Source organism: Chryseobacterium sp. NFX27, assembly GCF_049887855.1.
Classification (GTDB): Bacteria; Bacteroidota; Bacteroidia; order Flavobacteriales; family Weeksellaceae; genus Chryseobacterium.
Genome location: NZ_JAGEKK010000001.1, coordinates 140,561 through 153,682 on the forward strand (window position 1 = coordinate 140,561; position 13,122 = coordinate 153,682).

The window sequence follows — 13,122 nt, forward strand, 5'->3', positions numbered from 1 at the left end:
AACTATGAGTTGGTTTAAAAATATTTTCAAAAAAGAAGAAAAAGAAACTTTAGACAAAGGTCTGGAAAAATCCAGCCAGGGTTTCTTTGAAAAAATGACGAAAGCCGTAGTCGGTAAAAGCAAAGTAGATGATGAAGTACTGGATAACCTGGAAGAAATACTGATTGCCTCTGACGTTGGCGCATCCACAACTATAAAAATCATCGAAAGGATTGAAGAACGTGTTGCCCGTGATAAATATGTGGGTGTAGGTGAACTTGACAATATTCTCCGTGAAGAAATCTCCGGGTTGCTTCTTGAAAACCCTCATGCCGGAACAGGAAACATTGACGCTTCAAAAAAACCTTATGTAATAATGGTAGTGGGCGTAAATGGTGTTGGGAAAACCACTACGATCGGAAAACTGGCTCACCAGTTCAAATCTGAGGGCAGAAAGGTTGTCCTTGGTGCAGGAGATACCTTCAGGGCGGCGGCGGTAGATCAGCTGACGATCTGGAGCGAAAGAGTGGGAGTTTCTATCGTTAAACAGGATATGGGCTCAGATCCGGCCTCTGTAGCTTTTGATACTGTACAAAGTGCTGTTGCACAAGGTGCAGATGTAGTGATCATTGATACTGCAGGAAGGCTTCATAATAAAATCAACCTGATGAATGAACTTTCCAAGATCAAAAGGGTAATGCAGAAGGTGATTCCTGATGCTCCTCATGAAATCCTTCTGGTTCTTGACGGGTCTACAGGACAGAATGCATTTGAGCAGGCAAAACAGTTTACAGCAGCTACGGAAGTAAATGCATTAGCAGTAACAAAACTCGACGGCACAGCTAAAGGAGGTGTGGTTATAGGTATATCAGATCAGTTCCAGATTCCGGTAAAATATATAGGGGTAGGTGAAAAGATGCAGGACCTCCAATTGTTTAATGGTACAGAATTTGTAGATTCTTTTTTCAAGAAAAGATGATTTTTATCATATTTATCTTTAAATTAGACATCAAATTTTATACATTATTAACATAAAAATTTAAGACTATGGGAATTTTAACTTGGATCATATTTGGTCTTATCGCGGGCGCAATTGCAAAACTTATTATGCCTGGAACACAAGGCGGCGGCTGGCTAATGACGATTATCTTAGGTATTGTTGGAGCTTTCGTAGGAGGATTTATAGGCAGTCTTTTGGGATGGGGAACTACAGACAGTTTTGATTTCAGAAGCATGCTTTTAGCTGTAGGAGGAGCACTTATAGTTCTCTGGATCTACGGAATGGCTACTAGGAAAGGCTAATACAGGTAAATAAAAAATAAAATCCCGGAACTGAAATTCAGTCCCGGGATTTTTCGTACAATATAATTTAGTTTAGTTGATCTTAATCTGGTAAGGCATTTCCATTTTCACCTCAGACTGCAGCTTTTCATTGGTAATCTGCTGTAGAATTTCATAGTTGGCTTTACCTATTTTATTCTTAATGATCCTCGCAGAAATATCTTCTTCATTCAGGTCTTTGAAGATCTGCTCAAATGGAGACATTTTTTTAGGGTAAGAAGACACATGGTAAGATTTCAATCCGGCTTTCTGTGCTGCAAATTTTACAGCGTCATTCAGTGTTCCAAGTTCATCAACAAGACCGATTTCCTTAGCACGTACCCCACTCCACACTCTTCCACCACCAATACTGTCGATCTGCTCGAAAGTCTGTTTTCTGTTCTGTGTTACAAAATGTACAAACCTTTTATAAGTTCCTTCTACACTTCTGGTAATCAGGTTTACTCCGTAAGGGGTAACGCCGTTCAGAGGTGAATAATACTGGGAGTTAGCATTGGTTGCGACAATATCTGAACGGATACCGTTTTTGTTTGCGATATCCTTATAATAAGGTATTACGCCGAAAACTCCGATAGACCCCGTCAGTGTATTAGGCTCTGAATAAATTTTATCTGCTGCCATTGCAATATAATATCCTCCTGAGGCAGCATAGTCTCCAAAGGAAACCACTAATGGCTTTTTCTTTTTCAGCTGCTGCAATTCAAATAAAATTTCATCTGAAGCATTAGCACTTCCACCCGGGGAATTGATTCTGAAAACAACTGCCTTAACTTTATCATCATCCTGAAGATCTTTGATGTATTTCACATATTTCTCAGAATGGATCTCGTTGTAATTGTCACCACTGTTAATTCCTCCTGAAGCATACAATACCGCAATTTTTTCTCCGGACTTATCTTCATCTGCATAAGAACTGATATAGCCTGCCAATGATACTTTATTCAGCTTTTCTTTTTCTTTAAGGCTAAGCTTCGATTTTATCATCTGATCATACTCCGTTTTCTGAATCAATTGATCAGCAAGTTTATATTTTAACCCTAATTCAGGGATCATCCCATATAAACTGTCAACCACCATTTTAAATTGAGCAGTATCAATTTTTCTTGAAACAGCCATTTTAGTGGATGTGCTTTTCCAGATGTCATTTAATAGGGTTCCCAGCTGTTCCTTATTTTCCGGAGAAATATCATTTCTCAAAAAAGGTTCAACTGCAGACTTAAATTTTCCATGTCTTATCACTTCTATGCCGATACCGTATTTATCAGCAAAATCTTTAAAGAATGTAACCTCTGTAGCCAGTCCTTTCAACTCTATCATTCCTGATGGGTTAAGATAATACTTGTCTGCAACAGATCCTAAATAATAAGAAGACTGCGAAACAGCATTACCGTAAGCATACACAAATTTCCCGCTCTTTTTAAAGTCCTCAATAGCATTTCTGATATCATCTATCTGCGTCATTCCGGCATGTACATCGTCAGCTTCAATACTTATCCCTTTAATATGATCATCGGTCTTTGCTTTCTTAATAGCTTCCAGCGCATCGTAAAGCATTACATTCTTGCTCTTATCGCTGATGTTGAACAGTCCCATCTCCTCTTCAGTAGGGCTGTCTATTATATTGGTCTTTAAATTAATCGTAAGAACGGAATTATTTTTCACTACAACAGATTTGTCATTCCCCATAGAACTGAACACAAGCATCATAATGAAAAAGACGAAAAATAAGGCACATAATATGACAATAGCCACTATATTTGCCAGTACGTTTTTAAAGAAACTTCTCATAAATCAATCAATTTTCCAATATGTCGCAGCATAAGGTAGTTTTGTTACTAGGAAGTAACCTTGGAGATCAAAAAAAAAATTTAGAGCTGGCCTTACAGAAAATCAGTGAGGGCGGTAATTACATTTCACAATTAAGCGAATTTTTAATAACCGAACCTGTAGAATTTGTCAGTTCCAATATTTTTTGTAATATTGCATCAGTAATATTCACGCGTCTCTCGCCGATTCAACTGCTTGATTTTATTAAAAATATAGAAGTTGAGATGGGAAGAACTAAGGATTCATCAGCATCCGGCGGTTATAGCGATAGAATAATAGATATTGATATCATTAAATATAACGATCTGAAATTCAGGTCAAAGAAATTAGAGATACCCCATCAAAAGCATTTATTTGAAAGGGAATTTTCTAAAATATTATTGAAAGATTTTATCTAAGTAAAACATAAAAAACATATATGAAATTAGGTTTATTATTATTGGCCACACTACCTATCGCGGCTTATGCCCAGGATAGTACCGCAGTAAACTCTTCTAGTGAGTATCCTAATACCTTCTCTTCAGGTTCTGCTAATGTACAGCGTTTTGACAACAAAGCCAGACGTTTCAACGACTGGTCTATTTCCGTTGGTGGAGGTGCTGCATTCATGGCGCACTCTGATCTTAGATCTTTTTATGACAAAAAGGCAAACTGGGGGTATAATGCTTACGTAAGTGTTGACAAACAGATTACTCATGTTTTTGGATTAAGCCTTATCTATCAGAGAGGTGAAACGAAACAAAAAGCAATGTTACCAGGTTCAGCAGGTGTTGCAGCCGGAGTAGGTACAGCAACAACTAAATTTGATCAGGTTGCTTTAATGGGAGATGTTAACTTTTCCAATCTGTTGAGAAGAGTTGATAATCATTCTCCTTACAGATGGGCATTACACGGTTATGCAGGAATTGGGTTCCAAGGTTACAACACTTCTTTGCATGACGGAAATGAATTCAGATGGAGCGAAAGTCCTAAAAGAATTCCTTTGTTTATCAAAAAAGAGTTTGACATTAACTCTCTATACTATCAGTTCGGAACAGGAGTAAAATACAAAGTATCAAAACTTATCGACATCGAAGCAAGAACAATGTATATTGTAAGTGGTGACGATGAATTTGATGGTGGCGGATGGGGTGATCCCAACGATTACGATCCAGCAACTCCAGGATCAAAGTATAATATGATCAGTGATTCAAGATCTGATAATGCATGGACTGTGACTTTAGGAGTTTCTTTCAAGTTAGGAAACAAATTATCACACTTAGCATGGCATGACCCACTTCAGGAAGCATACTACAGAACTAGCGTTTTAGAAAATGCAGCTACAGAACTTGTAGTATGTGAAAAAGGAGACGCAGATAATGACGGTGTATGTGATGACTGGGACAGACAGCTTGACACTCCTGCAGGGGCAAGAGTAGATGGTGCCGGTGTAGCTTTGGATATGGATCTTGACGGAGTTATTGATCTGTATGACAAATGCGTAACGGTTCCCGGACCTGTTGAAAACAACGGATGTCCTACAAAATAAAATCATTTAATTAACTAAAATAAAAAAATACACTATGAAATTAAGTTTAGCAATTGTAGCATTAGCAATGGCAATTCCAGCCGCTAGCTATGCGCAAGACTCAACAGCAGTTTCAAATGGAGAATATCCAAACACATTTTCTTCTGGTTCTGCCAATGTTTCTCCGTTTACCAATCAGTCAAAAAGATTCAATGACTGGTCTATTTCAGCCGGTGCAGGTGTACCACTTGTACAGTCAGCTGATTTAACATCTATCAAGAATGGTAACGGTAAAAACCTTTTCGGATACTCTGCTTATGTAAGTATTGATAAAGCGATCACTCATGCGTTCGGTTTAAAATTACAATATGACAGAGGTGAAACAAGACAAGGATGGTTCAACACTAAAGATGCTGCTCCAGATGCAAAAGCTGTAGGTGCAAGAACTCAATATGATGCAATCTCTTTATTAGGAGACATCAACTTCTCTAATCTATTGAGAAGAGTTGATAACCATTCACCTTTCAGATGGGCACTTCACGGGTATGCAGGTATAGGTACTATTGCTTACAGGGCTTACCAAAAAGACAGTAAAGGACAGAGACTGGCTACGGAAGTTAAACCTTTCAAACTAGGATCTATGTTTATGCAGGCTGGTACCGGTTTGAAATACAAAATCAACAACAGACTTGACCTTGAAGGTAGAGTAATGTATGTAGTTACCGGTGATGATGAATTCGATGGAGGAGGTGACAAATACAGTGCTATCAACAAACGTGAAGAGCAGGTATCAGATAACTTCTTCAATGCGACTTTAGGTCTTACCTTGAAGTTAGGAAAACACGAATCTCACCTAATGTGGCACGATCCGCTTCAGGAAATCTATTACAAGCTTGATGTTTTGGCTAACAAAAACCAGGATATTGAAGTATGTAAAAAAGGTGATGCTGATAACGACGGAGTTTGTGACGATTGGGACAGACAGCTTGATACTCCTGCTGGTGCAAGAGTGGATGGTGCTGGTGTTGCTCTTGATACTGACCTTGACGGTGTAATTGACCTTTACGACAAGTGTGTAACTGTTCCTGGACCTGTTGAAAACAACGGATGTCCTACAACAACTGCAGGACCTGTAGTAGAAACGGAAACTAAGCTTGAAGGAATTGAGTTTGATTTAAATTCTGACAGAATTTTACCTTCAAACACTCCAATTTTGAATAATGCTGTTTCATATATCAACTCTTCAAACGGTGCATATAACGTAATTGGAGCTACAGATACAAGAGCTTCTGATGCTTATAACCAAAAGCTATCTGAAAGAAGAGCGAATAGCGTTAAGAACTATTTGATCAAAAACGGAGTAGAATCTTCTAAACTGAACGCAATCGGTAGAGGTGAAAAAGACCTTAAATACCCTGAGTGTGAACCAGCTACTAAATGTCCTGAATGGAAAAACAGAGCTAACAGAAGAGTATATTTCGAAGCTAAATAATATAATTATTAGTAAATATATCAAAGCCGTGCCTTGCACGGCTTTTTTTGTTGTAATAGTTTTATTACTTTTACCTTATGATTTCTCAGCAGGATTTCCAAAAATTAAAATATGATACCCTCAAATATTTTTGGGGTTATGATACTTTCAGAGATTCTCAGGAAGGAATTATTGATGCAGTCATTAATGAAAAAGACAGCCTCGTTCTTCTGCCTACCGGCGCTGGAAAATCTCTCTGCTTCCAGCTTCCAGCCTTATTGAAGGAAGGAACCTGCCTGGTGATTTCCCCCCTTCTTGCATTGATGAAAGATCAGGTAGGCCAGCTTAAACACCGGGGTATTGAAGCGGACTATCTCTCTTCTGAACTGGATGAGTATGATGCAGAAGCCATCTATGACCGCTGTAAAGACGGGCTTACCAAACTGCTGTATGTATCTCCGGAAAGACTGACCAATAAACAGTTTCTCCAGAATATTGATGAGATCCAGCTGTCATTTATAGCTGTAGATGAAGCCCACTGTATTTCAGAATGGGGACAGGATTTCCGTCCCAGCTACCAGAATATCAAAGAATTCAGAAAAAATCATCCGAAGATTCCCTGCCTTGCCTTAACAGCTACTGCAACGCCTAAAGTTTTGGAAGAGATCAGGAATAAACTGGAACTTAAAAATCCGTTTGTTTTTCAGAAAAGCTTCAGGAGAGAAAATATCAGGATCTTTTTGGATGAAGTTTCTGATAAATTCCAGCGTGTTTTTGATATTTTAAAACACAATAACGATTCCGGGATTGTGTATGTAAGAACCCGGAAGGATGCAGAAATGCTGGCAGAATTCCTCAAAAAAAACCAGGTAAACAATGTAGATTATTTTCATGCCGGTTTAACAACGAAAGAAAAAAATACAAGACAGGCCATCTGGAATAAAAGTGACAGCCACGTTCTTATTTCAACCAACGCCTTCGGGATGGGAATAGATAAGGATAATGTCCGCTTTGTGATTCACTTCTCCCCTGCTCCATCACTGGAAAATTATTACCAGGAGATCGGAAGAGCAGGAAGAGACGGTAAAGACAGTTTTGCCTTTCTTCTTTGGAATAAACAGGAACTACTCAATTTTGATGAGATCCTAAAAAACCAGACCCCAAACAAAGCTGAATTTTTGAAGATCATCACCTACCTCTACTCTATTTTCCAGGTAGCAGAATATGAGCTTCCTGAAAAAGCTTTTCAGCTGAACATCCAGGGGATACAGAATTTTACCAGGCTGTCGAAAGCTAAGATCAGCAATGTCCTTAATTTTCTGCACAATCAGGAGATCATCTATCATAATGACAACAAAAGCCTGTCTTCATTGGAGCTTCTCTTCAATGCTGAGGAAATAGACCAGCTGCCACAGAAAGACGCCTATTTCATAGAGCTACTGCTCCGTACCGTATCAGGAATTACCACGCATAAGGTAATGTTCAGCGAGCAGCAGGTCAGTAATAAGATCGGGGTAAGTGTTCCTCTTATTAAAGAAAGACTTAAAGAACTCCGGCAAAAAGAATATCTGGAATATGTAGACGGAGCCCTCTCAAGCATCAAATTTCTGAAACCACGTGATGAAAGAGCAATTAATGCAGCCTACTGGAAACTTTTTGAACACATTCAAAAAAATAAAATCCAGAAGTGGGAAGAGATTAAATTCTTTATAGAAAATAATGATTACTGTAAAATGAAACTTATTCTCGCCTATTTTGGGGAAAAGAACACAAAGAACTGTGGGCAATGCTCAGTTTGTGAAAAGAATAAGCAATCCATTTTCGGAAAAAACATTTCCCAGCAAATCATTAATTTGCTGGCTAAAAAACCTTCAACCATCGAAGATCTTTCTGTCCAGCTTAACTACCATTCTAAAAACAACATTTTAGAAAACCTTATTTTCCTTTTAGATTCAGGAAAAATAAAAATGCTGAATTTCAGAACATACGCGTTGAATCATGAGTAATGGGTAATGAGTGATAAGTAATGGAGAATGATGAAGAGACTTCAGATTTAAGACTATTCAATTATTTACTCTCAAACTCTCAGACCCTAAAACGCTCAAACGCCAAAAACCCTTATCTTTGCAGTATGAAATCATTGAAAGTTGTTTTTTTAGGAACTCCGGAATTTGCAAAAACTTCTTTGGAAGCTATCCATCAGTCGAATCATGAAGTTGTAGGTGTTGTTACTGTGGCCGATAAAGCAAGTGGCCGCGGACAGAAAATAAATCAGTCACCGGTAAAGGTATATGCTTCAGAAAATAATATTCCTGTTTTTCAGCCGGAAAAGTTGAGAAACCCTGAATTTTTAGAAGAACTTAGAAAACTGGATGCTGATGTATTTGTAGTCGTAGCTTTCAGAATGATGCCCAAGGTTCTTTTTGAAATGCCTAAAATGGGAACCTTCAATCTTCATGCTTCTCTTCTTCCTGATTACAGAGGCGCTGCTCCTATCAATTATGCTGTGATTAACGGCGAAGAAAAAACCGGTGCAACTACATTTTTTATTAATGAAAAAATAGATGAGGGAAATATTCTTCTTCAGGAAGAACTGGAAATTTTACCTGATGAAAACGCGGGAAGTCTCCACGACAGACTAATGGTAATGGGTTCAAAGCTGGTGGTAAAAACACTTGACGGATTAGCAGAAAACGCCATTACTGAAAGATCTCAGCCTCATGTGGAGCATCCTAAAAATGCTTATAAAATATTTAAAGAAGATACCAGAATCAACTGGAAAGCTCCGTCAAAAACAGTCCATCAGTTTATCCTTGGAATGTCACCTTATCCGGCAGCTTTCACGACTATAAAAATTGGAGACGAGGAAAAAGGACTAAAAATATTCGCAGGAAAATTTGAAGCCACGGATCATGGAAAACCTTCCGGAACTTTGGATATTTCCAAGAACGAATTTAAAATATATACAGAAGACGGCGTTTATTTCCCACTGGAACTTCAGCTTGAAGGCAAAAAAAGAATGACTGTAAAGGATTTTCTGAATGGATTCAGAAATTTTGATGAAATAAGCCTGTAAGGTTGCGGGGGAAAAATTGGAGATCGTCTAAGGTTTTAGAGCAAATATAAGTTGAAGATTTAAATAGTCTGAGATCCGACTCTTAAACTCCAATATATTCACTGATGTTTTTCGTTAAAAGCTTTATTGCGGTTTAAAAATCAAAAAGGTTTAGAAAAATCTAAACCTTTTATTGACTTTATCTCTATAAAATAGTCTCTAGTATTTATCCACTATTGACCATTTACAATTCATTTTTACAGCTGAACCAGTTCTGTCACCTCTACATCATATCCTCCAACCTGTGGTTTAATACTAGGATTCTGAGTGATCACTTTAAATTTATTGATACCCAGATTTTTCAGGATCTGTGTTCCGATACCGTAATCTCTGTAATTGTATGCTAATGTAGGATGCTGCTCCTGTCCGTCCTGATAATTCAGGAACTGCTGAAGCTTTCTCAGTGTATTTTCAGAATTTGAAACGTTATTGATAAAAATAACAGCTCCTTTTCCTGCTTCATTCACCATATTGGTTACTTTCTCCAATAAAGGTTTTTCACCGTTATTCAGTCTTGTCAGTACATCAAAATATGAATCCGAAGACTGAACTCTTACCAAAACAGGCTCATCAACCGTCCATGAACCTTTTGTCAAAGCAAAATGGATCTGGTCATTTGATGTCTCTCTGAATGCAAAAAAGTCAAATTCACCATAAGCTGTTTTTACTTTTCTTTCTTCCAGTCTTTCGATAAGGTTTCCTTTTTTAAGCTGATAATGGATAAGATCTTCGATAGAAACAATCTTCATATCATGTTTTTGAGCGAAAGCATGAAGTTCCGGCAAACGTGACATGGTACCGTCATCATTCATGATCTCACAGATCACTCCTCCTTCCTTTAATCCTGCTAAGCTTGTAAGGTCAATAGCAGCTTCAGTATGTCCTGCTCTTTTTAAAACCCCTCCTTTTCTTGCACGAAGTGGGAAAATATGGCCGGGTCTCATGAAATCTGTAGGCTTGGATTTTTCATCCATCAAAGCTAAGATGGTTTTAGCTCTGTCACCGGCAGAAATACCTGTAGATGTTCCATTTCCAAGCAGGTCAACAGAAACGGTAAAAGCTGTTTCTTTAGGATCACTGCTTCTGCTTACCATGACTTCAAGGCCAAGTTCGTCGCATCTTTTTTCAGGAAGCGGCATACAGATCAGCCCTCTTCCGTGAAAAGCCATAAAATTAATAATTTCCGGCGTTGTCAGTTCTGCAGCACAAAGAAAATCGCCTTCGTTTTCTCTGTCTTCATCATCTACTACTATGATTATTTTACCATTTTTGAGGTCTTCGATGGCCTCTGGAATAGTATTCAATTTAATATCAGACATGTTTACTTTTTATTTGTGCAAAGATACTTATAAAAATAAGCATCTGCCAATTAATATGAAGGGTTTGTTAGGCTTTGGATAAAGAGTTTGCCGCCTCTCTGAAAATATCGTAAGATCTCAGTCTCTTCTGATGATCGTAGATATGCGAGTTGATAATTAATTCATCTACATTGAATTTTTCCTGAAAATCTTTCAGTTTTTCTTCAATTTCTGTCTGGTCTCCTATCAATGTATATTTTAGTTTCTGAAGCACCATCGATTTCTCCATGGGAGACCAGATGTCATCCATATCATCTACAGGCGGGGCAAAAGGTTTCCTGTCATTTCTGATGATATTGATGAATGCCTGAAATAAAGTGGTGGAAATTTTATGCGCTTCCTCGGAAGTTTCTGCTGCCACACCATTAACACACGCCATCACGTAAGGTTTATCCAGCTGTTCCGAAGGCTGAAAATGTTCTCTGTAAATTTTAAAAGCCATTTCCATCTGTTCGGGCGCAAAATGGCCTGCAAAAGCATATGGAAGTCCAAGTTCCGCAGCCAGCCACGCACTGTCTGTACTGGACCCCAGGATATAAAGCGGAATATCGAGACCTTCCCCCGGAATTGCACGGACTAAAGCATCAGAATTATTTTTCGAAAAATATGTCTGGAGCTCCAAAATCTGTCTCGGAAACTGCTGGTTGATGATGGCAGGGTTTCTTCCCAAAGCCTGGGCAGTAAGACCATCGGTACCGGGAGCCCTTCCCAGGCCAAGATCTATTCTTCCCGGAAAAAGAGATTCCAGAGTACCGAACTGTTCTGCAATGATTAACGAACTGTGATTCGGAAGCATAATTCCACCGGATCCTACTCTAATTGTTTTTGTCCCGTTGGCAATAAAACCAATCAGAACTGTAGTGGCGGAACTCGCAATACTTTCCATATTGTGATGCTCGGCCAGCCAGAACCTTTTATAATTTAAATTTTCAGTATGGTTTGCTAAAGACAGACTGTCCTGAAAGGTATCATGAATACTTTTTCCCTGCTTTACGGGAGCAAGATCAAGTACCGATATTTCAAAATTTTTCATATTTCAAATTTTAGGTTTAAAACCAAACAAATTTAAACCTTATAAATTGCATTAGTTACTTTTTGTAATTGATAGGATGGATTAGCTAGTTCAGGAAAAAACTATTGAAATAATTTTTTAATTAAATGATTTTTCATACGATGTAAACAGACTTTGTATATTTGATTATAAACAACCCTATGAAAAATATTATTATTGCTTTATTAATATTATCTTTTGTAAACTGTACAAAGCAGAAAAATATAAAAGATAAAGCTCCTACAGAAATTCAGCAAAATTCTACTTCAGATAAAGATAAAGCCAATCGCAATTCAAAATATTATACAACGCTGAATACAATAGTAATAGCTACCGAAATTGGTGATACTTTACAATTTAAGGGAAAAGATTTTAACACAATAATAGATAATCATAGTGAATTTCTTTTTGAGATTCCTGAAAATCCCGATTATTTATACAGAGAGTTTGGAAACAGCTTAAATTTTGGAAGCGAAAAGGGAAAAGATGAATATTATATTTTGTACGCTTATTTTGTGAAGCAAAAAAATGGTATTGAAAAATATTCAGAGCAAAGAAAAAAACTCATTGACATTTATTCAAATATTAACACTCTGTTCAGCGACATTCAATATGGAGGAACTTATTTCGGGCATCAGCAATCAAGAATCTTAGGATATGCTGAGTATTCAATTTATCTATATTCAAAAAAAAATGATGAAAATCAAAAAACTTACGATATTTCAAAACAAAAAGCACTCTACATAAAATCTCTGAGACAAATTATAGATGATGAAATTAAAATTGATCATCAAGCAACTGACCAACAGAAAGCTGACAGATCAAAAAAAATGAACACCCTGATTGATAAACTTAATGAGCAAATTACAAACAGTTTCTACTTGCAGAGAGCACAAGCTTTTCATTATGGAAATTATGAATACTATTAAAATGCGACTGATATACTTTGATATTTCCTTCAAGGTTATTTGCTTTCCTCCCATAAAAAGCCGAAGTTTATTTCATAAAAACTCTAAGTAAAATTACTATGAAACACTTATATCTTATTCTTATTTCCTTCTTCCTGACCAGCTGTTCATTTAATCAGACTTTTTCAAACAGAGAGGAAGATAAAAAGGATGCAGAAGAAATTTCACAAAAATTCTTCTGGGAACTAAAATATGGTGGTAATATGGATACAATTTACAACCTGTTCGGTGATAAGTTTTTTGAAGTAACGGACAAAGATAAATTACTTCAGATCATCAATACATCCCAAAATGATATTGGACGGGTTGAAGAATATAATTTAGTAAAATGGGAAACTCTTATTGTAAAAGGGTCTAATCCCAAAAGTGAGTATCTATTGGTATACGACGTTAAAAGAGGTACTACAGCCAAAACAGAAGAGACTTTTTCTATGCAAAAAAGATAAAAACGGAGACATCAAGATCGTTGGATACCGGGTCAACCAGGATCTACTGAATAAATAAA

General features: G+C 37.3%; 11 protein-coding genes and 1 pseudogene. 9 read left to right on the forward strand and 3 right to left on the reverse strand.

Annotated elements, in window-relative coordinates; all coding sequences use genetic code 11:
• Window positions 1-4: 4 nt before the first annotated feature.
• Window positions 5-958, forward strand: a complete 954-nt coding sequence (ftsY, locus tag J4Q03_RS00685) for a signal recognition particle-docking protein FtsY (RefSeq protein ID WP_426046329.1) — start codon at window positions 5-7, stop codon at window positions 956-958.
• A gap of 68 nt (window positions 959-1,026) precedes the next feature.
• Window positions 1,027-1,281 (forward strand): GlsB/YeaQ/YmgE family stress response membrane protein, encoded by a 255-nt coding sequence (locus tag J4Q03_RS00690; protein ID WP_111960539.1) that lies wholly within the window; start codon window positions 1,027-1,029, stop codon window positions 1,279-1,281.
• A gap of 72 nt (window positions 1,282-1,353) precedes the next feature.
• On the opposite strand, the gene sppA is transcribed toward J4Q03_RS00690, so the two are convergent.
• Entirely contained in the window at window positions 1,354-3,108 is a 1,755-nt protein-coding gene (gene sppA / locus J4Q03_RS00695; protein ID WP_426046330.1) for a signal peptide peptidase SppA, read from the reverse strand.
• Window positions 3,109-3,128: 20 nt separating this feature from the next.
• On the opposite strand from sppA, the gene folK reads away from it, so the two are divergent.
• From folK to fmt, 5 genes and pseudogenes are all read left to right on the forward strand, one after another.
• Window positions 3,129-3,545 carry a 2-amino-4-hydroxy-6-hydroxymethyldihydropteridine diphosphokinase gene (gene folK / locus J4Q03_RS00700; protein WP_426046331.1) on the forward strand — a complete coding sequence of 139 codons (417 nt, stop codon included), beginning with the start codon at window positions 3,129-3,131 and terminating at the stop codon, window positions 3,543-3,545.
• A 20-nt stretch (window positions 3,546-3,565) separates the two neighbouring features.
• Window positions 3,566-4,666 (forward strand): annotated as a pseudogene (locus J4Q03_RS00705) (OmpA family protein); the annotation flags it as partial.
• A gap of 43 nt (window positions 4,667-4,709) precedes the next feature.
• Window positions 4,710-6,146 carry an OmpA family protein gene (locus tag J4Q03_RS00710; protein ID WP_426046332.1) on the forward strand — a complete coding sequence of 479 codons (1,437 nt, stop codon included), beginning with the start codon at window positions 4,710-4,712 and terminating at the stop codon, window positions 6,144-6,146.
• Window positions 6,147-6,223: 77 nt separating this feature from the next.
• A complete protein-coding gene (locus J4Q03_RS00715) occupies window positions 6,224-8,131 on the forward strand; it encodes a RecQ family ATP-dependent DNA helicase (RefSeq protein WP_426046333.1) in 1,908 nt (635 codons plus the stop codon).
• 125 nt (window positions 8,132-8,256) lie between these two features.
• The gene (fmt, locus tag J4Q03_RS00720) at window positions 8,257-9,201 is read left to right on the forward strand and encodes a methionyl-tRNA formyltransferase (protein ID WP_426046334.1); all 945 of its coding nucleotides are present in this window, start codon (window positions 8,257-8,259) and stop codon (window positions 9,199-9,201) included.
• A gap of 236 nt (window positions 9,202-9,437) precedes the next feature.
• Here fmt and ribB read toward each other — a convergent pair whose 3' ends face one another.
• Together ribB and J4Q03_RS00730 are read right to left on the reverse strand one after the other, a co-directional pair.
• Entirely contained in the window at window positions 9,438-10,559 is a 1,122-nt protein-coding gene (gene ribB / locus J4Q03_RS00725; RefSeq protein ID WP_426046335.1) for a 3,4-dihydroxy-2-butanone-4-phosphate synthase, read from the reverse strand.
• 67 nt (window positions 10,560-10,626) lie between these two features.
• Entirely contained in the window at window positions 10,627-11,631 is a 1,005-nt protein-coding gene (locus J4Q03_RS00730; protein ID WP_426046336.1) for an LLM class flavin-dependent oxidoreductase, read from the reverse strand.
• A 179-nt stretch (window positions 11,632-11,810) separates the two neighbouring features.
• Between J4Q03_RS00730 and J4Q03_RS00735 the strand changes: the two genes are divergently transcribed.
• Together J4Q03_RS00735 and J4Q03_RS00740 are read left to right on the forward strand one after the other, a co-directional pair.
• Window positions 11,811-12,578, forward strand: a complete 768-nt coding sequence (locus J4Q03_RS00735) for a hypothetical protein (RefSeq protein WP_426046337.1) — start codon at window positions 11,811-11,813, stop codon at window positions 12,576-12,578.
• A 98-nt stretch (window positions 12,579-12,676) separates the two neighbouring features.
• Window positions 12,677-13,063 carry a hypothetical protein gene (locus tag J4Q03_RS00740; protein WP_426046338.1) on the forward strand — a complete coding sequence of 129 codons (387 nt, stop codon included), beginning with the start codon at window positions 12,677-12,679 and terminating at the stop codon, window positions 13,061-13,063.
• The last annotated feature ends 59 nt before the right edge of the window (window positions 13,064-13,122 follow it).